At 61.4% G+C, this 17,289-nt stretch carries 27 protein-coding genes; 26 read left to right on the top strand and 1 reads right to left on the bottom strand.

Annotated features, from left to right (window positions below):
• Positions 1-92: 92 nt before the first annotated feature.
• The 6 genes from ACZ52D_RS05725 (at position 93) to rplP (ending at position 3,244) form a co-directional block, all read left to right on the top strand.
• Positions 93-275: a DUF3008 family protein gene (locus ACZ52D_RS05725; protein ID WP_464442819.1), complete on the top strand. Its 183-nt coding sequence runs from the start codon at positions 93-95 to the stop codon at positions 273-275.
• 324 nt (positions 276-599) lie between these two features.
• Positions 600-1,442 carry a 50S ribosomal protein L2 gene (gene rplB, locus ACZ52D_RS05720; protein WP_005621914.1) on the top strand — a complete coding sequence of 281 codons (843 nt, stop codon included), beginning with the start codon at positions 600-602 and terminating at the stop codon, positions 1,440-1,442.
• Positions 1,443-1,445: 3 nt separating this feature from the next.
• Entirely contained in the window at positions 1,446-1,724 is a 279-nt protein-coding gene (rpsS, locus tag ACZ52D_RS05715; RefSeq protein WP_024088539.1) for a 30S ribosomal protein S19, read from the top strand.
• Between the two features lie 3 nt (positions 1,725-1,727).
• Positions 1,728-2,108 (top strand): 50S ribosomal protein L22, encoded by a 381-nt coding sequence (rplV, locus tag ACZ52D_RS05710; RefSeq protein ID WP_222456120.1) that lies wholly within the window; start codon positions 1,728-1,730, stop codon positions 2,106-2,108.
• Entirely contained in the window at positions 2,108-2,818 is a 711-nt protein-coding gene (gene rpsC / locus ACZ52D_RS05705) for a 30S ribosomal protein S3 (RefSeq protein WP_222456119.1), read from the top strand. The genes rplV and rpsC overlap by 1 nt, the downstream gene beginning before the upstream one ends.
• A 12-nt stretch (positions 2,819-2,830) precedes the next feature.
• A complete protein-coding gene (rplP, locus tag ACZ52D_RS05700; RefSeq protein WP_222456118.1) occupies positions 2,831-3,244 on the top strand; it encodes a 50S ribosomal protein L16 in 414 nt (137 codons plus the stop codon).
• A gap of 275 nt (positions 3,245-3,519) precedes the next feature.
• On the opposite strand, the gene ACZ52D_RS05695 is transcribed toward rplP, so the two are convergent.
• On the bottom strand, positions 3,520-5,694 hold the full coding sequence (locus tag ACZ52D_RS05695) for a methyl-accepting chemotaxis protein (RefSeq protein ID WP_464442818.1): 2,175 nt from the start codon (positions 5,692-5,694) through the stop codon (positions 3,520-3,522).
• 196 nt (positions 5,695-5,890) lie between these two features.
• On the opposite strand from ACZ52D_RS05695, the gene ACZ52D_RS05690 reads away from it, so the two are divergent.
• From ACZ52D_RS05690 to rpsK, 20 genes are all read left to right on the top strand, one after another.
• Positions 5,891-6,511, top strand: a complete 621-nt coding sequence (locus tag ACZ52D_RS05690) for a 2OG-Fe(II) oxygenase family protein (RefSeq protein WP_222456116.1) — start codon at positions 5,891-5,893, stop codon at positions 6,509-6,511.
• Positions 6,512-6,589: 78 nt separating this feature from the next.
• Positions 6,590-7,633, top strand: a complete 1,044-nt coding sequence (locus ACZ52D_RS05685) for a succinylglutamate desuccinylase/aspartoacylase family protein (protein WP_464442817.1) — start codon at positions 6,590-6,592, stop codon at positions 7,631-7,633.
• A 206-nt stretch (positions 7,634-7,839) separates the two neighbouring features.
• Positions 7,840-8,040, top strand: coding sequence for a 50S ribosomal protein L29 (rpmC, locus tag ACZ52D_RS05680; protein ID WP_222456114.1), 201 nt, complete (start codon positions 7,840-7,842; stop codon positions 8,038-8,040).
• A gap of 11 nt (positions 8,041-8,051) precedes the next feature.
• Positions 8,052-8,282 carry a 30S ribosomal protein S17 gene (rpsQ, locus tag ACZ52D_RS05675; protein WP_008555996.1) on the top strand — a complete coding sequence of 77 codons (231 nt, stop codon included), beginning with the start codon at positions 8,052-8,054 and terminating at the stop codon, positions 8,280-8,282.
• Positions 8,283-8,382: 100 nt separating this feature from the next.
• Entirely contained in the window at positions 8,383-8,751 is a 369-nt protein-coding gene (rplN, locus tag ACZ52D_RS05670) for a 50S ribosomal protein L14 (RefSeq protein WP_005621870.1), read from the top strand.
• A 2-nt stretch (positions 8,752-8,753) separates the two neighbouring features.
• Positions 8,754-9,059: a 50S ribosomal protein L24 gene (gene rplX / locus ACZ52D_RS05665; RefSeq protein WP_027235538.1), complete on the top strand. Its 306-nt coding sequence runs from the start codon at positions 8,754-8,756 to the stop codon at positions 9,057-9,059.
• The gene (gene rplE, locus ACZ52D_RS05660) at positions 9,059-9,622 is read left to right on the top strand and encodes a 50S ribosomal protein L5 (protein WP_222456113.1); all 564 of its coding nucleotides are present in this window, start codon (positions 9,059-9,061) and stop codon (positions 9,620-9,622) included. The genes rplX and rplE overlap by 1 nt, the downstream gene beginning before the upstream one ends.
• 19 nt (positions 9,623-9,641) lie before the next feature.
• Positions 9,642-9,947 carry a 30S ribosomal protein S14 gene (gene rpsN / locus ACZ52D_RS05655; protein ID WP_058289476.1) on the top strand — a complete coding sequence of 102 codons (306 nt, stop codon included), beginning with the start codon at positions 9,642-9,644 and terminating at the stop codon, positions 9,945-9,947.
• Positions 9,948-9,960: 13 nt separating this feature from the next.
• Positions 9,961-10,353: a 30S ribosomal protein S8 gene (rpsH, locus tag ACZ52D_RS05650; RefSeq protein WP_222456112.1), complete on the top strand. Its 393-nt coding sequence runs from the start codon at positions 9,961-9,963 to the stop codon at positions 10,351-10,353.
• Between the two features lie 13 nt (positions 10,354-10,366).
• Complete coding sequence (rplF, locus tag ACZ52D_RS05645; RefSeq protein ID WP_222456111.1) at positions 10,367-10,900, top strand: 50S ribosomal protein L6; 534 nt, start codon at positions 10,367-10,369, stop codon at positions 10,898-10,900.
• Between the two features lie 11 nt (positions 10,901-10,911).
• On the top strand, positions 10,912-11,271 hold the full coding sequence (gene rplR, locus ACZ52D_RS05640) for a 50S ribosomal protein L18 (protein ID WP_222456110.1): 360 nt from the start codon (positions 10,912-10,914) through the stop codon (positions 11,269-11,271).
• Positions 11,272-11,405: 134 nt separating this feature from the next.
• Positions 11,406-11,969, top strand: a complete 564-nt coding sequence (gene rpsE / locus ACZ52D_RS05635) for a 30S ribosomal protein S5 (protein WP_222456109.1) — start codon at positions 11,406-11,408, stop codon at positions 11,967-11,969.
• Between the two features lie 12 nt (positions 11,970-11,981).
• Entirely contained in the window at positions 11,982-12,170 is a 189-nt protein-coding gene (gene rpmD, locus ACZ52D_RS05630; protein ID WP_019298002.1) for a 50S ribosomal protein L30, read from the top strand.
• A 263-nt stretch (positions 12,171-12,433) separates the two neighbouring features.
• Positions 12,434-12,646, top strand: a complete 213-nt coding sequence (locus ACZ52D_RS05625; RefSeq protein ID WP_222456108.1) for a DUF1127 domain-containing protein — start codon at positions 12,434-12,436, stop codon at positions 12,644-12,646.
• 265 nt (positions 12,647-12,911) lie between these two features.
• Positions 12,912-13,127: a DUF1127 domain-containing protein gene (locus tag ACZ52D_RS05620; protein WP_222456107.1), complete on the top strand. Its 216-nt coding sequence runs from the start codon at positions 12,912-12,914 to the stop codon at positions 13,125-13,127.
• A 543-nt stretch (positions 13,128-13,670) separates the two neighbouring features.
• Entirely contained in the window at positions 13,671-14,141 is a 471-nt protein-coding gene (gene rplO / locus ACZ52D_RS05615) for a 50S ribosomal protein L15 (protein WP_417475969.1), read from the top strand.
• Between the two features lie 113 nt (positions 14,142-14,254).
• The gene (secY, locus tag ACZ52D_RS05610) at positions 14,255-15,619 is read left to right on the top strand and encodes a preprotein translocase subunit SecY (RefSeq protein WP_369924847.1); all 1,365 of its coding nucleotides are present in this window, start codon (positions 14,255-14,257) and stop codon (positions 15,617-15,619) included.
• Positions 15,616-16,197 (top strand): adenylate kinase, encoded by a 582-nt coding sequence (locus ACZ52D_RS05605; RefSeq protein ID WP_222456104.1) that lies wholly within the window; start codon positions 15,616-15,618, stop codon positions 16,195-16,197. The genes secY and ACZ52D_RS05605 overlap by 4 nt, the downstream gene beginning before the upstream one ends.
• Positions 16,198-16,478: 281 nt before the next feature.
• Positions 16,479-16,847: a 30S ribosomal protein S13 gene (gene rpsM, locus ACZ52D_RS05600; protein WP_222456103.1), complete on the top strand. Its 369-nt coding sequence runs from the start codon at positions 16,479-16,481 to the stop codon at positions 16,845-16,847.
• Between the two features lie 15 nt (positions 16,848-16,862).
• Complete coding sequence (gene rpsK, locus ACZ52D_RS05595; protein WP_008560534.1) at positions 16,863-17,252, top strand: 30S ribosomal protein S11; 390 nt, start codon at positions 16,863-16,865, stop codon at positions 17,250-17,252.
• The last annotated feature ends 37 nt before the right edge of the window (positions 17,253-17,289 follow it).

Below are 17,289 nucleotides of genomic sequence, written 5' to 3'. Positions count from 1 at the left end.
GTTCCGCGTTCCAGACCTGCGTGGCGCAGCGCTCCGGAACCGGGCAGGGGGCCGTGGCGTTTCTCGTTCAGCAGCCCACACAGGAGGACGCCATGAAAGCCAAGTCGAAGGCGCAGCAGAAGGCCGCAGGGGCCGCCTTGTCGGCCAAGCGCGGTGACACCAAGGTGTCCGAGCTCACCGGGGCGTCGAAGGACATGTACGAAACGATGAGCGAGGACGAGCTGGAGGAGCTGGCGTCGACCGACCATGATGGCCTGCCGCGCAAAAAGTCGTGAGCGCGGCGCCTTGGCGGCTGGTCGGTTCCGCCGCATATAGCCCGTAATTCAGGGTGACTGGCCTGACAAAGCCGATGATACGCCTACCCGGTTTGCGGTTCGGCGGGTGGTTCGTCAAACACCCCATTGCCAGCCCGCGCGGCATCTGTTAAGCCGCACCAATCCTGAAGACCCCGGATTCGTTCCGGGGTCGTTACGTTTGTCGGGATGTTCGAACTGGGGACCTTCGGGGCCCTATAACTCAGGCACCTACGGGGGCCTTAAACATAGCTGGGCCAAAGACAACAACCGAAGGCCCGGCACGCTAAACGGAAGACAGAAAGCATGGCACTTAAGTCGTATAAGCCGACGACGCCGGGCCAGCGTGGGCTGGTTCTGATCGACCGTTCGGAGCTTTGGAAAGGGCGTCCGGTCAAGTCTCTCACTGAGGGTCTGACCAAATCGGGCGGCCGGAACAACACCGGACGGATTACTTCCCGCCGCCGTGGCGGCGGCGCAAAGCGTCTCTACCGGATCGTTGACTTCAAACGGAATAAATTTGATGTCGCCGCAACCGTCGAGCGCATCGAATATGACCCCAACCGTACTGCCTTCATCGCCCTGGTGAAGTACGACGACGGCGAGCAGGCCTACATCCTGGCTCCGCAGCGTCTGGCAGTTGGTGACAAGGTCATCGCCTCCGCAAAGGCAGACATCAAGCCGGGCAACGCAATGCCGTTTTCGGGCATGCCGATCGGTACCATCGTTCACAACATCGAAATGAAGCCCGGCAAAGGCGGCCAAATCGCCCGTGCAGCCGGTACCTACGCTCAGTTCGTTGGTCGTGATGGTGGCTACGCTCAGATCCGCCTGTCCTCGGGTGAACTGCGCCTGGTCCGTCAGGAATGCATGGCCACCGTTGGTGCCGTGTCGAACCCCGACAACTCCAACCAGAACTACGGTAAAGCCGGCCGTATGCGCCACAAGGGCAAGCGTCCTTCCGTGCGTGGTGTCGTGATGAACCCGATCGATCACCCCCACGGCGGTGGTGAAGGCCGGACCTCCGGTGGTCGTCACCCGGTGACACCCTGGGGTAAGCCGACCAAGGGTAAGCGTACCCGCAACACAAACAAGGCGTCGCAGAAGCTCATCATCCGCTCGCGCCACGCCAAGAAGAAAGGCCGCTAATCCATGGCACGTTCCGTATGGAAGGGCCCCTTCGTTGATGCTTACGTCCTGAAAAAGGCCGAAGCAGCGCGTGAATCGGGCCGCAATGAAGTGATCAAGATCTGGTCGCGTCGCTCCACCATCCTGCCGCAGTTCGTTGGTCTGACCTTTGGTGTCTACAACGGCAAGAAGCACATCCCCGTCAACGTCTCGGAAGACATGATCGGTCAGAAGTTCGGTGAATATTCGCCGACCCGTACCTATTATGGCCATGCCGCCGACAAAAAAGCGAAGCGGAAGTAAGTCATGGGTAAGGAAAAGAATCCCCGCCGCGTGGCAGACAACGAAGCAATGGCAAAACTGCGCATGCTCCGTACCTCGCCGCAGAAACTGAACCTGGTGGCTCAGATGATCCGTGGCAAGAAGGTTGAAAAGGCTCTGACCGATCTCACCTTCTCCAACAAGCGGGTCGCACAGGACGTGAAGAAATGCCTTCAGTCCGCCATCGCGAATGCTGAGAACAACCACAACCTGGACGTCGATGAGCTGATCGTCGCCGAGGCTTGGGTTGGCAAGAACCTGACCATGAAGCGCGGTCGCCCGCGTGCCCGTGGCCGGTTCGGCAAAATCCTGAAGCCGTTCGCGGAGATCACCATCAAGGTGCGTCAAGTTGAGGAGCAAGCCTAATGGGTCAGAAAGTCAATCCGATCGGCATGCGCCTTCAGGTCAACCGCACCTGGGACAGCCGCTGGTACGCCGACACCAAAGACTATGGTGATCTGCTGCTCGAGGATCTGAAGATCCGTGAGTTCATCAAGACCGAGTGCAAGCAAGCCGGCGTTGCGCGCGTCATCATCGAGCGTCCGCACAAGAAGTGCCGTGTGACCATTCACACCGCACGTCCGGGCGTCATCATCGGCAAGAAAGGTGCAGACATCGAAGTTCTGCGCAAGAAGCTGGCGAAGATGACCGACTCCGAGCTGCACCTCAACATCGTTGAAGTGCGCAAGCCGGAACTCGACGCGCAGCTGGTCGGTGAGTCCATCGCTCAGCAGCTGGAGCGCCGTGTCTCCTTCCGTCGCGCGATGAAGCGTGCCGTGCAGAACGCCATGCGCATGGGCGCCCTGGGTATCCGGGTGAACGTCGCTGGTCGTCTGGGCGGTGCCGAAATCGCACGTACCGAATGGTACCGCGAAGGTCGCGTGCCTCTGCACACCCTGCGTGCCGACATCGATTACGCACATTCCGAAGCGATGACCCCCTACGGGATCATCGGGATCAAGGTCTGGATCTTCAAAGGTGAGATCATGGAGCACGATCCGTCGGCGCGTGACCGTAAAGCACAAGAAATCCAGGACGGCCCTGCACCCCGTGGTGCTGGTGGCGGCCGTCGCTAAGGAGGATTTGAGATGCTTCAGCCAAAGCGCACTAAATTCCGCAAGATGCACAAGGGCCGGATTCACGGCCTGGCAAAAGGCGGTTCCGACCTGAACTTCGGCACCTATGGCCTGAAGGCAACCACCCCTGAGCGTGTGACTGCACGCCAGATCGAGGCTGCCCGTCGTGCCATGACCCGCCACATGAAACGTCAGGGTCGTGTCTGGATCCGTATCTTCCCGGACACTCCGGTGACCTCCAAGCCCGTCGAAGTTCGTATGGGTAAGGGTAAAGGTTCCGTGGATTATTGGGCATGCAAGGTCAAACCCGGCCGCGTGATGTTCGAAATCGACGGCGTCAGCGATGAAGTCGCTCGCGAGGCTCTGCGCCTTGCTGCGATGAAGCTGCCGGTCAAGACCCGCGTCGTGGTCCGCGAAGACTGGTAATACACGATCCCACCGGCAGGTTGCTGACAGCAGCGCCCGGGCCGGTGGAACGTGAACGAGACTAAAAAGCCCCCGCCGAGATTTCGGCGGGGGCTTTTTGCATGGTTTCCGTGTCTTTGAGGGTGGGGAGCGTGGTCTCCGACGCCGGGTACCGCAACGTACGGCATCGCATCGCTTTGTTTGCGGGGGGATACCGGGTGGGGGAGCGGATGGTGGCCGCGGAACCTGGCGGGTGACGTCCGCGGGCCGACCGGTTGGCGGCCCGCGGGTTAGGCTCAGGCAGCGCGTTCGATGAAGTCGTCCGCTGCGGCGGTGACATCGTTGCCAGCGGTCCGGGGCACGCTGCCGTGATCCAGCCGGAAGCCCGAGATGGCTTGCGCCAGCCGCGCCGCCTCGTCACGCAGCATCTGGCCGGAGGCCGCGGTTTCTTCCAGCATGGCGGCACTGTGCTGCGAATCCCGGTCCAGCACCTCGAGCGCGACGTTCACTTCGGAGATCCCGTTCGCCTGCTCGTGGGTGTTCTCGGCGATCTCGTTCACCTTCTCCGCAGCCTGGCTGACCATCTGGTGGATCGTGGCAAGGGCGGCACCGGTTTCATCAGCCAGTTTCACGCCGCTGGTCACCTCGATCTGGCTGCTGCTGATCAGGGCGCTGATTTCCTGCGCCGCCGCAGAGGAGCGTTGCGCCAGTGCTCGCACCTCCGAGGCCACCACCGCGAAGCCGCGACCGGCTTCGCCCGCGCGGGCGGCCTCGACCCCGGCATTCAGGGCCAGAAGGTTGGTCTGGAAGGCGACGTCGTCGATCATGCCGGTGATCTTGGAAATCGCATCGGAGGATTCCTTGATGCGCTGCATGGCGGCGATGGTCTGCTCCCCCACTTTGCGGGTGGTTTCGGCTGTCGACTGGGCGTCGTTCACGAAGCTGCGGGCGCCCTGCGCGCTCTCGGCGGTGTCACGCACCGTATCACTGACGGTCTGCAGGGCGGCCGATGTTTCCTCCAGCGACGCGGCCGAGGCTTCACCGCGGCGCGAGGCATCCGCCACCGCTCCGGCGATTTCGTTGGAGGTGTTGTTCAGCATCTCGCTGCTGCCCGCCAACTGGCGCACGATGGTTTCCAGGTTTCCGGTCAGGTTGTCGATGGCGTCAGCGATGTCCTTGAACACGCCTTTCTGGCCCGAGGGCATCCGCTGGGTCAGGTCGCCATCCGCAATCGCGGCGAGCACTTTCAGCACGTCTCCCAGGCCTTTCTGGGCGACTTCGCCGATCGTGTTGACACCCCGGCTGAGGCCGCTGTCCTCGCCGTCGCCGCACTGGATGCGGCGGGAGAAGTCGCCGGCGCCACAGGCGTTGATGACTTCTGAGATCTCGGCGTTCAATTGCTGCTTGGCAACCTCGGCCTGACGGAAGTCTCCGACCGCGCCGCCGATGGCGGCAATCTCACGGATACGGGTGGTCGGCAGCTTGGCGGTAAAGTCGTTCCGGATCATCTGCTTCAGGACCTGGTCGATCTGCTTCAGCGGCCGCGCGATGCCGCGGGCCAGCAACAGTGCGACGGCGATGAACAGCAGGGAGCCGACGATGCCCGCACGCAGGGCGTTTGTCTGCGCGGCGGAGCTGACGGCCTCGCCTTCGCGGCGCACGGCGTCCAGCTCACTGCGTACCTCGGCTTGCAGCGCGGCCAGCAGCGGCTCCGCGGTGGCGAAGTGCTGCGAGACCTCCTTGCGCAGCTCGCTTTCGGCAAGCTTTTCGCTCACGTAGTCGGCAAAGCTTTTCTGGTAGGCGGTCATCAGCGCCAGCACCTCTTTTTGCTGGGCGCTGCTGCTGTAATAGCTGGCCGGGAAGGCGGCGAATTCCTCGACCCGGGCATTCAGCCGGTCCAGGTACTTGGGCGCCTGGCGCATGATGAAGTCCTTCTCATGCCGCCGCATCATCAGCATCTTCACTTCCATTTCCGGGCGGCCGAGGTCCTTCAGGGTGGCTTCGGCGCTTTTGACCGCGCTCCGCAGCTGGCCTTCCAGACCGCTGTTCTCATCAAGGCCAAGGCGCAGGTTGCTGGCGGTCAGCGCATGAAAGCTGGCTTCATAGGCGGCGATCACCTCGCCAAGCGTCGCCAGTTCGCGGCGTTTCTCCGCGAGTTCCGGAATGTTCGGAACCTTTTGCTCCAACGCGCCGTAGGCGTCCTTGATCCGCGCCATGGTGGCGGCGTGTCGTTCGACATGCGTGTCGTCCCGACGCAGCAGGAAATCCTTTTCGGCGCGGCGCGCCATCAGCATTTCCAGCTCGACCGTGTCGAGGTTGCGATAGGCGGATTCGATGACCGCCACCCGGTTCTGCATGTCGTCACGCACCCCGTGCGAGTACAGAAGAAGGCTGACCAGAACGGCCATCAGCCCCCCGGCAAGAACGATGATCGACAGGATTGCCGAACCGACAGTGACTTTGAGTTTCATGTGACTGGGACCATTTTCACGAGAGAGATTGTTGTCGTTTCTTGTTTTTCCGTCAGCTTAGCCGCCAATGGTTAAATCCCTGTTGGAATCCGATAGAGATTTTATTTTGTCTTGATGATATCCGCCGGATGCGCCGGTTGTTCAGCGGTGCTGCCAGCCTCTCGCGTTTGTTTGGTGTATGGAGTAGGAGGGGCGCATGGCTCAGATTGAATCGCTCTTCGTGACCCGACTTTACCGCGCGCCGCTGTCCGAACACGGACCGGCAATCGACGCGCAGGAACTGGAAAACTCATGCCTGGTCATCGCCGGTGATGATGACGCAGGCCAGGATTGGTGCGAGGAAAACGGGTATCCCGGGTATACCTCCTATGCATCCCTGACCGATCTGCCGTGGCGCTTCCCGATCTTCGCCGACCTGGTGAAATCGCTGGATCTGCATGTGGCGGCCTTTGCTGAGGATCTGGAACTGGATCTTGATGGTCGCAAGCTGGTGCTGGAAGATCTGTGGATCAACATCCTGCCCGAGGGCGGCACTCACGCCAGCCACATTCACCCGCATTCGGTGATTTCCGGCACCACCTACGTGTCGATGCCCGAAGGGGCCAGCGCGCTCAAGCTGGAGGACCCGCGCCACGCGATGATGATGGCGCATCCGCCGCGCGTGAAAACCTGCCGTCAGGAGCTGAAGACCTTCGTCTACCAGTCGCCCAAGGTGGGCGACGTGCTGCTGTGGGAAAGCTTCATCCGCCACGAGGTGCCGATGAACATGGCCGAGGAAGAGCGTATTTCCGTCAGTTTCAACTACCGCTGGGAGTAGGGGCATCGCATCGGCGCGATTGCCAATGCCTCGAATCCTGCTAAGGCTTTTGCAGTTCGTCCTTGAGAGGCTCTTGCCATGTCGCGCCGTCCTGACTTCGAGATCGGTGGCTTCTGCATTCCTGCGGGTACCCGCCGCACGGTGGATCTGCCGGTCAGCGTACTGTCGGACCACACGCCGGTCACCATGTCCGCCCATGTGATCCACGGCGCGGAGGCGGGGCCGACCATGTTTGTCTCCGCCGCCATTCACGGCGACGAGGTGATTGGGGTTGAAATCGCGCGCCGACTGCTGCGCAGCCGCAAGTTCTCGCGGCTGAAGGGCACGCTGATCGTGGTGCCGATCGTCAACACCTTCGGCTTTCTGAACCATTCGCGCTACTTGCCGGACCGGCGCGACCTGAACCGCTGCTTTCCGGGCAGCGAAGGCGGCTCGCTGGCCAGCCGCCTCGCACATTTGTTCATGACCGAGGTGGTAGCGCGCTGCGACCTGGGCATCGATCTGCACTCGGCGGCCATCCACCGCACCAACATGCCGCAGATCCGGGTGTCACCAAAGGCCAAGGATACCCTGGCCTACGCGGATGCCTTTGGTGCGCCGGTGGTGATCCGGTCGGGCCTGCGCGAGGGGTCGCTGCGCCAGGCCGCGCAGAACGTCGGCGTCGATATCCTGTTGTACGAGGCGGGCGAGGGCTTGCGCTTCGACGAATACTCGGCGCGGGTCGGGGTTGCCGGCATCCTGCGCGTGATGCACGCGCTTGGGATGATCCCGGAGGATGGCGTGCCGCTGGCCGAAACCGTCCCGGTCCGCGCGGGTAGCAGCAGCTGGGAGCGCGCCCCCGCGGGCGGCTTGTTGCGGGCCTTCAAGACGACCGGCGACATGGTCGAGCAGGGCGAGGTCCTTGGCGTGGTTTCCGACCCCTTCGGCGAAACCGAGGCGGAGCTAGCGGCCGGCGCTGCCGGGCTGATCATCGGGCGCGCCAACATGCCGATCGTCAACGAAGGCGATGCGTTGTTTCACATCGCCCGGGTGGTGAATGCCGCCGAGGCGGAGCAGCGGATCGAGGATCTGAGCGCCCAGCTCGACGGTGCGGCGATGTTCGATGAGGATGAAATCATCTGAACCGCGGCGCGGCAGGGGCGGTGGCCAACCTTTCCCTTGCCCCTGCGCCCGGTCTCCTCTATAGGAACCCATCGCTTGGCCCCAATCCATGCCGGATCCGGGGTAAGTGATTCTTTTTTGCCGCGCTTTTGGCGCGGTTGACATAACCCACCAGGTTCAAGGTTACCCTCGGGGCCTTCTGGTGCTTTGGACAAGGAACAAAGGCGATGAACGCCAATGATCTGCGCGAGAAAACCGTGGATGAACTCCGCGATATCCTCGCATCCCTGAAAAAAGAGAGCTTCAACCTGCGCTTTCAGCAGGCAACCGGTCAGCTGGAATCGACTGCAGGCATCAAGGCGGCGCGCCGCAATGCCGCCCGCGTCAAGACCATCCTGAACGAAAAAGCTGCAGCAGCAGCCGAATAAGGAGCGACACAATGCCCAAACGTATCCTGCAAGGCGTTGTGACCAGCGACGCAAACGCCCAGACCGTAACTGTCTCGGTTGAACGCCGCTTCACGCACCCGGTTCTGAAGAAAACCATCCGTAAGTCCAAGAAATACCGGGCTCACGATGAAAAGAACGCTTTCAAGGTCGGCGACACCGTACGCATCATCGAATGCGCGCCGAAATCGAAAACGAAACGCTGGGAAGTTCTGGAAGCCTAAGAGTCTCGTCTCGAGACTCCTGGCGACTAGACTTTACAGTCAGTCGAAACCCTGGGGGATACCAGCACGCATCGCTGCCCCATAGGTCGGGAGAAACCACATGATCCAGATGCAAACAAATCTGGATGTTGCTGACAACTCCGGCGCTCGCCGAGTTCAGTGCATCAAGGTTCTGGGTGGCTCCAAGCGTAAATACGCATCCGTTGGCGACATCATCGTCGTCTCGGTAAAGGAAGCCATCCCGCGCGGCCGCGTGAAAAAAGGCGACGTCCGTAAGGCCGTTGTCGTGCGCACCGCCAAAGAAGTCCGTCGCGAAGACGGCACCGCGATCCGTTTTGACCGGAACGCAGCCGTTATCCTGAACAACAACAACGAGCCGGTCGGTACCCGTATCTTTGGCCCGGTTGTTCGTGAACTGCGCGCGAAGAACTTCATGAAGATCATCTCGCTGGCTCCGGAGGTGCTGTAATCATGGCTGCTAAACTCCGCAAAGGCGACAAGGTCGTCGTGCTGGCCGGCAAGGATAAGGGCAAGGAAGGCACCATCGCCTCCGTCGACCCCAAGGCCGGTAAAGCCGTTGTCGAAGGTGTGAACATGGCGATCCGCCACACCCGCCAGACCCAAAACAGCCAGGGCGGCCGTCTGCCCAAGGCACTGCCGATCGACCTGTCGAACCTGGCACTGCTGGACAGCAACGGCAAGGCAACCCGCGTCGGCTTCCGTGAGGAAGACGGCAAGAAGGTGCGCTTCGCCAAGACCACCGGGGAGACTGTCTGATGCTTGACGCTGCAACCTACACCCCGCGCCTGAAGGCTCTCTACAAGGAAACCATCCGTGGTGCCCTGAAAGAGGAATTCGCCTACAAGAACGATATGATGATCCCCAAGCTGGAGAAGATCGTTCTGAACATCGGCTGTGGCCGCGCTGCTGTCAAAGACAGCAAGAAAGCCAAATCCGCACAGGCAGACCTGACCGCGATCGCGGGCCAGAAGGCTCTGACCACCGTTGCCAAGAACTCCATCGCCGGCTTCCGCGTTCGCGAAGGCATGCCGATGGGCGCCAAGGTGACCCTGCGCGGCGACCGGATGTATGAATTCCTGGATCGTCTGATCACCATCGCAATGCCCCGTATCCGCGACTTCCGCGGTGTTTCGGGTACCTCCTTTGACGGCCGCGGCAACTACGCCATGGGTCTGAAAGAGCACATCGTGTTCCCGGAAATCGATTTCGACAAGATCGACGAAGCCTGGGGCATGGACATTGTGATTGCCACCACCGCGAAAACCGACGCGGAAGCAAAGGCGCTGTTGAAAGCTTTCAACATGCCCTTCAACAGCTAAGCGCGGGAGAGAAGAGACCATGGCTAAGAAAAGCATGATCGAACGCGAGAAGAAGCGCGAGCGCCTGGTGGCCAAATATGCCGCAAAGCGTGCCGAGCTGAAAGAAATCGCAAACGACGAAAGCCGTCCGATGGAAGAGCGCTTCAAAGCGCGCCTGAAGTTGGCCAAGCTGCCGCGCAACTCGTCGGCAACCCGTCTGCACAACCGCTGCCAGCTGACCGGCCGTCCTCACGCTTACTACCGTAAGCTGAAGATCAGCCGGATCGCGCTGCGGGAACTGGGCTCCAATGGCCAGATCCCCGGCATGGTGAAATCGAGCTGGTAAGGGAGAGACTGATATGAACGATCCTATCGGCGATATGCTCACCCGTATCCGTAACTCTCAGATGCGCGGCAAATCCACCGTCATGACCCCGGCTTCCAAGCTGCGGGCTTGGGTGCTGGACGTGCTGGCGGACGAGGGCTACATCCGCGGTTATGAGAAAGTGACTGGTGAAAATGGCCATCCCGCCATCGAAATCAGCCTGAAATACTTCGACGGCGAACCTGTCATTCGCGAGCTCAAGCGGGTCTCCAAGCCCGGCCGCCGCGTTTACATGGGCGTCAATGACATTCCGCAGGTCCGCCAGGGCCTGGGCGTGTCGATTGTCTCCACCCCCAAGGGTGTGATGTCGGACGCAAACGCACGCGCAGCCAACGTCGGCGGCGAAGTGCTTTGCACCGTCTTCTAAGGAGGCCTTAACGATGTCCCGTATTGGTAAGAAACCGGTCGAACTGCCCAGCGGTGTCACCGCCAGCGTGTCCGGCCAGACCATCGAAGTCAAAGGCCCGAAAGGCGCCCGTACCTTCACTGCCACCGACGACGTGACCCTCACCGTTGAGGACAACATCGTCAAGGTCGAGCCGCGCGGCAAGTCCAAGCGTGCTCGCCAGCAGTGGGGCATGTCCCGCACCCAGGTTGCAAACCTGGTGGCCGGCGTGACCCAAGGCTTCAAGAAAGAGCTGGAGATCCAGGGTGTGGGTTACCGCGCTCAGATGCAGGGCAATGTCCTGAAGCTGAACCTGGGCTACAGCCACGATGTCGACTTCGTTGCGCCTGATGGCATCACCATCACCGCGCCGAAGCAGACTGAAATCGTTGTGGAAGGTATCGACCAGCAGCAGGTGGGCGAAGTGGCGGCGAAAATCCGCGACTGGCGCCGTCCCGAGCCCTACAAAGGCAAAGGCATCCGCTACAAGGGCGAATTCATCTTCCGCAAGGAAGGCAAGAAGAAGTAAGGACCAGCAAAATGGCAAACAGCAAACGTACCCTGTTTCTGAAGCGCCGGCTGCGCGTCCGGAACAAGCTTCGCAAAGTGAACGCAGGCCGCCTGCGTCTCTCCGTGCACCGTTCGAACAAGAACATCTCTGTTCAGCTGATCGACGACCTGCGCGGTGTGACCCTGGCTTCGGCGTCCACCCTGGAAAAGGATCTGGGTGTTGTCGGCAAGAACAACATCGAGGCCTCCGCCAAGGTTGGTGCCGCGATCGCCGAGCGTGCCAAGGCCGCAGGCGTGACCGAAGCCTATTTCGATCGTGGCGGCTTCCTGTATCACGGCAAGGTGAAGGCTCTGGCCGACGCTGCGCGTGAAGGCGGTCTGAAGATCTAAGTCCCAAGCGGGCAGCCCTCCGGGGCTGCCCCGATGATCCGGGAGAGGGCGCAGGCTGCGCCCATCTCACCAAGGATTGGAGAAAACCGGCGCCCCGTGCTTTGTGCAGTGCGCCATTCTGAAAGGAATGCCTGATGGCAGAACGTGAAAACCGCCGCGGCAACCGCCGCGACCGTGAAGAGACACCGGAATTTGCAGATCGCCTGGTTGCGATCAACCGCGTGTCCAAAACCGTAAAAGGCGGTAAGCGCTTTGGCTTTGCTGCACTGGTTGTTGTTGGCGACCAGAAAGGCCGTGTCGGCTTTGGCAAGGGCAAGGCAAAAGAAGTGCCTGAGGCGATCCGCAAGGCGACCGAACAGGCCAAGCGCCAGATGGTCCGCGTGCCGCTGAAAGAGGGTCGTACCCTGCACCACGACATCAGCGGTCGCCACGGCGCCGGCAAGGTGGTCATGCGTACCGCTCCGGAAGGTACCGGGATCATCGCAGGTGGTCCGATGCGTGCCGTCTTCGAAATGCTGGGCGTCAAGGACGTTGTGTCCAAGTCGATCGGCTCGCAGAACCCCTACAACATGATCCGCGCCACTCTGAACGGCCTGACCAAAGAACAGAGCCCGCGCTCTGTGGCTCAGCGTCGTGGCAAGAAGGTTGCCGACATCCTGCCCAAGCGGGACGAAGCACCTGCGGAAGCAGAAGCGTAAGGAGACGGATCCATGGCAAAAACCATCGTCGTCAAGCAGATCGGCTCGCCGATCCGCCGCCCCGCCAAACAGCGCGCAACCCTGGTTGGCCTGGGCCTGAACAAGATGCACAAGACCCGCGAGCTGGAGGATACCCCCTCCGTGCGCGGTATGGTCAACTCGATCCCGCATCTGGTTCAGATCATCGAAGAGCGCGGCTAAGACGCCCCTCTTTCGCGACTGATCTAGGAAAACGCCCCCGGTTCTGCCGGGGGCGTTTTTCGTTGCGCCGCCCTGAGCGGCGGGCGAGGGCAGGGGAAGCGGAGGCTTAACTCTCTGGCAAGGGCCCTTGCATCCGCCGCATAGCGGACAGACCGAACCGGCAATTGTTATCGCCAACGGTATTTCCTATTTCGGTGTCACAAGAAAAGACCAACACAAGCACCGCCGGGAATAGGCCCGGCTCAGACACAAGGATCTTAATGATGGCACATGTTCTTTCTTCCACCCCCGCCCTGTCCCTGACCGCCCGTATTCGTCACGCCTTTGAGGCCGTGAAGACCGGCTGGGAAAAGGCGCGCGAGTACCAGCGCACCTACAACGAGCTGGACGGCCTGAGCGACCGCGAACTGTCCGACATCGGCGTCCGCCGTGGCGACATCGCAGACATCGCCCGCCAGCACGTCTACGGCCACTGAATTCCCCTTCCCGGACCTTTCTCCTCCTCCCTCAGGTCCGGACCAAGACGCCTCTGCCCGACGCCGGGCAGGGGCGTTTTCTTTTGCCTGGTGACAGCGCCCGGTTTTCAATGGCCCTAGCCATGCATTCCGGGCATGGCGGCCAGACCAAAGCGGCGGTTGAAGGCAGCCGGTCGCGTCCCTATTTCCGCTGCACGACAAGCGAACAGATCATCAGCTGCGACCGGAAACCGTTTCCGGCTCCGATGCAAAGGAAACAAGAACAATGGCTTATTCAACTGTTTCGGCACCTGCTTCCTCGGGCATTCTGGCTCGTGTGGGCGGTTTTGCCGCTGCCGCCCTGCGCGCATGGAAACTGCGCCGCGAATACCGCCTCACCGTCGACGCGCTGCGGTCCATGTCGGACCGTGAGCTGGATGACATCGGTCTGACCCGCTGCGCCATCCCCGGCGCTGCGCGGGAGCATGTCTACGGCAAGTAATCCCTTTCGCCGCCCCCGGATCCTCCTCCCTCTCCGGGAACCGGCGCAAAAGCGCCCCTGCCAATCGGCAGGGGCGTTTTTGTTTTCTGCAGTGTCCGTCCAGGGGCTGTTGCGTGGGTTGCGTACGCCGCTCCCACGCGGTGTTAACCCCGGTCTGGCAGTCTCAAACCCGATCATGGTCACCCGCCGGGCCTGACACCCCCGGCACCTGGAATTGGGCTCCGGCATGGCACCCGGAGCGCGGCTGACGCGTTATTCGCATGGGGTTACGCCCCATCCCATCTTCACCCGGCGGCGCCGCCACCCTTTAACGGTCGACAATCAGCGGCAAAGAGGCGGAAGTACAGGAAAAAGGGATCTATCGCCAGGGCAGGGCGCTTTGGCGCAGCACGGACGCATCAGCTGGCGGCCGCGGGGCTTGATCCTGTGGCGCAACAGGTCTATACGCCCCCGGTGGCGTCATGCGCCACGGAATCACCAATCAAGAAACGCCGTGTTTGGCCCATCACGCTTCGGGGGTCACATCCGGCAAGGAGAAGCGACATGAAACTGCACGAACTGCGCGATAATCCCGGCGCATCCAAGAAACGCACCCGCGTTGGCCGTGGCCCCGGCTCCGGCAAGGGTAAAATGGGTGGCCGTGGTATCAAAGGTCAGAAATCCCGTTCGGGCGTTTCGATCAACGGCTACGAAGGCGGCCAGATGCCCCTCTACCAGCGTCTGCCCAAGCGCGGCTTCAACAAGCCGAACCGCAAGGAATACGCTGTCGTCAACCTGGGCCTGATCCAGAAGTTCATCGACGCAGGCAAGCTGGACGCCGGCTCGATCACCGAGGATTCGCTGGTTGCATCCGGCCTGGTGCGTCGCAAGCTGGACGGCATCCGCGTGCTGGCCAAGGGTGAAATCACTGCCAAGGCAACCATCGCGGTCACCGGCGCCTCCAAGGCCGCCGTCGAGGCCGTGGCCAAGGCGGGCGGCACCCTCACCGCGGCAAACGCAGCCGCCGCCGAGTAAGCGCTTGTGAGCGGCGCCAATGCCGCTTACATAGGCCTACGAGTTTTCCCATTACGCCGCCCGAGCCGGAAAACGGTTCCGGGCGGCGTTTTCGCTAAAGAAGAGACCTTTTCATGGTATCAGCAGCAGAACAAATGGCGGCAAACACCAGCTGGGCTGCCCTGGGCAAGGCCACGGATCTGCGCAACCGCATCCTGTTCACCATCGGCCTTTTGATTGTCTATCGCCTGGGCACCTTCATTCCGGTTCCGGGAATCGACGCGGCAGCGCTGCGCCAGTTCATGGAGCAGGCGGGCCAGGGCATCGGCGGCATGGTGTCGATGTTCACCGGTGGCGCGCTTGGCCGGATGGGTATTTTTGCCCTTGGCATCATGCCCTATATTTCCGCCTCCATTATCGTTCAGCTTCTGACTTCGATGGTGCCCTCGCTTGAACAGCTCAAGAAAGAGGGCGAGCAGGGCCGCAAGAAGATCAACCAGTATACCCGCTACGGCACCGTGCTGCTGGCGACCGCGCAGTCCTACGGTCTCGCGGTGTCGCTGGAATCCGGTGATCTGGCGACCGATCCGGGCATGTATTTCCGCATGGCGTGCATGATCACCCTGGTCGGCGGCACCATGTTCCTGATGTGGCTGGGCGAGCAGATCACCCAGCGCGGCATCGGCAACGGTATCTCGCTGATCATCTTCGTCGGCATCATCGCCGAGGTTCCGGCCGCCATCGCGCAGTTCTTCGCCTCCGGCCGGTCTGGCGCGATCAGCCCCGCGGTGATCATCGGCGTGATCCTGATGGTGATCGCGATCATCATGTTCGTGGTCTTCATGGAACGCGCCCTGCGCAAGATCCACATCCAGTACCCGCGTCGCCAGGTCGGCATGAAGGTCTATGACGGCGGTTCCTCGCATCTGCCGGTCAAGGTGAACCCGGCGGGCGTGATTCCGGCGATCTTTGCCTCCTCGCTGCTGTTGCTGCCGACCACGATCTCGACCTTTTCCTCCGGCACGACCTCCGGTCCGGTGATGTCCTGGCTGCTGGCCAACTTTGGCCCCGGTCAGCCGCTGTACCTGTTGTTCTTCGTGGCGATGATCGTCTTCTTTGCTTATTTCTATACTTTCAACGTCGCCTTCAAACCGGATGACGTTGCAAACAACCTCAAGAACCAGAACGGTTTTGTTCCCGGCATCCGTCCGGGCAAGAAGACCGCGGAATACATCGAATACGTTGTGAACCGCATTCTGGTGCTGGGGTCGGCCTATCTGGCGCTGGTCTGCCTGTTGCCGGAAGTGCTCCGCGGCCAATTCGCCATCCCGGTCTATTTTGGCGGTACCTCGGTCCTGATTGTGGTATCGGTCACCATGGACACCATTCAGCAGGCCCAAAGCCATCTTCTGGCCCATCAGTACGAAGGGCTGATCGAGAAGAGCCAGCTGCGCGGCCGCAATAAGAAACGTACGAAACGGGGACCGTCTCGCCGATGACCAATATTATTCTGCTGGGCCCGCCGGGCGCAGGCAAAGGAACGCAGGCCAGCCACCTGGTCGAAACCCGCAACATGACCCAGCTTTCCACCGGCGACATGCTGCGCGCAGCACAGTCTTCGGGCACCGAGATGGGCAAGAAGGTTGCCGCCATCATGGCCGAGGGCAAGCTGGTCACCGATCAGATCGTGATCGGCCTGATCCGCGAGCGTCTGCAGGAAGGCTCCGACGGCGGTTTCATCTTCGACGGTTTCCCGCGCACCCTGCCGCAGGCGGACGCGCTGGAGAAGCTGCTGGCGGAGATGGACCTCAAGCTGGATGCGGTGATCGAAATGCAGGTGGATGACGAGGTGCTGGTGCAGCGCATCGTCAACCGCGCTGCCGAAGCCCGCGCCGCCGGCAAGGAGGCGCGCGCCGACGATACCGAAGAGGCCGTACGTATCCGCCTGATGGAATACTACAAGAAGACCTCGCCGCTGATCGGCTACTACTGGGCCAAGGGCAACCTGCAGCGCCTCGACGGCATGGCCTCGATCGACGAGGTGCAGAAATCCATCGCCTGGATCCTGGGCGAGTAAGCGCGGCCAGCGCCGGACATCGAACACCCTGTGCCATCGCGGTGCGGGGTGTTTTGCTTTTCAGCTTCGCCGCGTCGGCGGCTGCGGGCAGATCGCGGGTTGACCTTGCTGCAATTTCCAAATACCCAGCCCCATCCCTTCTGGGAATGATTCCCGGCGGGCAGATTCGTTTGCCTGCCATACTACCTCGAAATGCTGGACCCTCTGGCGCCCTGCTACGGTCAAGTGTTGTGAAAAAAGGTTCCGGCATTACGGAACCGCAACCAAAAGGAAAGTGACACGTGGCACGTATTGCCGGCGTTAACATCCCGACTGCAAAGCGGGTTCCCATCGCCCTCACCTACATCACCGGTATCGGTACAACCTCGGCCAAAGCGATCTGCGAAGCCGTGGGCATCGACGAAACCCGTCGTGTGAACGAACTGTCCGACGCTGAAGTTCTGGCCGTGCGCGAGCACATCGACGCCAACTACACCGTCGAAGGCGACCTGCGCCGTGAAGTGACCATGAACATCAAGCGCCTGATGGACTTGGGCTGCTACCGTGGCCTGCGCCACCGTCGCAACCTGCCGGTCCGCGGTCAGCGTACCCACACCAACGCCCGTACCCGCAAGGGCCCGGCCAAGCCGATCGCCGGCAAGAAGAAGTAAGGGGGGCATTGATCAATGGCACGTGATAAGACTCGCATTAAGCGTAAAGAGCGCAAGAACATCGCTTCCGGCGTTGCTCATGTGAACTCGTCGTTCAACAACACCAAAATCCTGATCTCCGACGTGCAGGGCAACGCGATCTCTTGGTCGTCCGCCGGCACCATGGGCTTCAAAGGCTCGCGGAAATCCACGCCTTACGCGGCCCAGATGGCTGCCGAGGACGCGGGCAAGAAAGCCCAGGATCACGGTGTGAAGACCCTGGAAGTCGAAGTTCAGGGCCCCGGTTCGGGCCGTGAATCGGCTCTGCGCGCGCTGGCCGCCATCGGTTTCAACATCACCTCGATCCGTGATGTGACCCCGATCGCACACAACGGCTGCCGCCCGCCGAAGCGCCGTCGCGTCTAAGAACAATATTTTTGCTGGGGCCCCGCTTGATTCGCAG

The sequence above is a fragment of the Leisingera sp. S2M4 genome, from assembly GCF_055398055.1.
The sequence above is the reverse complement of the archived record's forward strand: the minus strand, read 5'-3'. Positions and strand labels throughout refer to the sequence as shown.

Excerpts from the sequence above, each read along its gene's own strand:
- ACZ52D_RS05725 (WP_464442819.1), top strand. The coding sequence starts at position 93 with ATGAAAGCCAAGTCGAAGGCGCAGCAGAAGGCCGCAGGGGCCGCCTTG.
- rplB (WP_005621914.1), top strand. The coding sequence starts at position 600 with ATGGCACTTAAGTCGTATAAGCCGACGACGCCGGGCCAGCGTGGGCTG.
- rpsS (WP_024088539.1), top strand. The coding sequence starts at position 1,446 with ATGGCACGTTCCGTATGGAAGGGCCCCTTCGTTGATGCTTACGTCCTG.
- rplV (WP_222456120.1), top strand. The coding sequence starts at position 1,728 with ATGGGTAAGGAAAAGAATCCCCGCCGCGTGGCAGACAACGAAGCAATG.
- rpsC (WP_222456119.1), top strand. The coding sequence starts at position 2,108 with ATGGGTCAGAAAGTCAATCCGATCGGCATGCGCCTTCAGGTCAACCGC.
- rplP (WP_222456118.1), top strand. The coding sequence starts at position 2,831 with ATGCTTCAGCCAAAGCGCACTAAATTCCGCAAGATGCACAAGGGCCGG.
- ACZ52D_RS05695 (WP_464442818.1), bottom strand. The coding sequence starts at position 5,694 with ATGAAACTCAAAGTCACTGTCGGTTCGGCAATCCTGTCGATCATCGTT.
- ACZ52D_RS05690 (WP_222456116.1), top strand. The coding sequence starts at position 5,891 with ATGGCTCAGATTGAATCGCTCTTCGTGACCCGACTTTACCGCGCGCCG.
- ACZ52D_RS05685 (WP_464442817.1), top strand. The coding sequence starts at position 6,590 with ATGTCGCGCCGTCCTGACTTCGAGATCGGTGGCTTCTGCATTCCTGCG.
- rpmC (WP_222456114.1), top strand. The coding sequence starts at position 7,840 with ATGAACGCCAATGATCTGCGCGAGAAAACCGTGGATGAACTCCGCGAT.
- rpsQ (WP_008555996.1), top strand. The coding sequence starts at position 8,052 with ATGCCCAAACGTATCCTGCAAGGCGTTGTGACCAGCGACGCAAACGCC.
- rplN (WP_005621870.1), top strand. The coding sequence starts at position 8,383 with ATGATCCAGATGCAAACAAATCTGGATGTTGCTGACAACTCCGGCGCT.
- rplX (WP_027235538.1), top strand. The coding sequence starts at position 8,754 with ATGGCTGCTAAACTCCGCAAAGGCGACAAGGTCGTCGTGCTGGCCGGC.
- rplE (WP_222456113.1), top strand. The coding sequence starts at position 9,059 with ATGCTTGACGCTGCAACCTACACCCCGCGCCTGAAGGCTCTCTACAAG.
- rpsN (WP_058289476.1), top strand. The coding sequence starts at position 9,642 with ATGGCTAAGAAAAGCATGATCGAACGCGAGAAGAAGCGCGAGCGCCTG.
- rpsH (WP_222456112.1), top strand. The coding sequence starts at position 9,961 with ATGAACGATCCTATCGGCGATATGCTCACCCGTATCCGTAACTCTCAG.
- rplF (WP_222456111.1), top strand. The coding sequence starts at position 10,367 with ATGTCCCGTATTGGTAAGAAACCGGTCGAACTGCCCAGCGGTGTCACC.
- rplR (WP_222456110.1), top strand. The coding sequence starts at position 10,912 with ATGGCAAACAGCAAACGTACCCTGTTTCTGAAGCGCCGGCTGCGCGTC.
- rpsE (WP_222456109.1), top strand. The coding sequence starts at position 11,406 with ATGGCAGAACGTGAAAACCGCCGCGGCAACCGCCGCGACCGTGAAGAG.
- rpmD (WP_019298002.1), top strand. The coding sequence starts at position 11,982 with ATGGCAAAAACCATCGTCGTCAAGCAGATCGGCTCGCCGATCCGCCGC.
- ACZ52D_RS05625 (WP_222456108.1), top strand. The coding sequence starts at position 12,434 with ATGGCACATGTTCTTTCTTCCACCCCCGCCCTGTCCCTGACCGCCCGT.
- ACZ52D_RS05620 (WP_222456107.1), top strand. The coding sequence starts at position 12,912 with ATGGCTTATTCAACTGTTTCGGCACCTGCTTCCTCGGGCATTCTGGCT.
- rplO (WP_417475969.1), top strand. The coding sequence starts at position 13,671 with ATGAAACTGCACGAACTGCGCGATAATCCCGGCGCATCCAAGAAACGC.
- secY (WP_369924847.1), top strand. The coding sequence starts at position 14,255 with ATGGTATCAGCAGCAGAACAAATGGCGGCAAACACCAGCTGGGCTGCC.
- ACZ52D_RS05605 (WP_222456104.1), top strand. The coding sequence starts at position 15,616 with ATGACCAATATTATTCTGCTGGGCCCGCCGGGCGCAGGCAAAGGAACG.
- rpsK (WP_008560534.1), top strand. The coding sequence starts at position 16,863 with ATGGCACGTGATAAGACTCGCATTAAGCGTAAAGAGCGCAAGAACATC.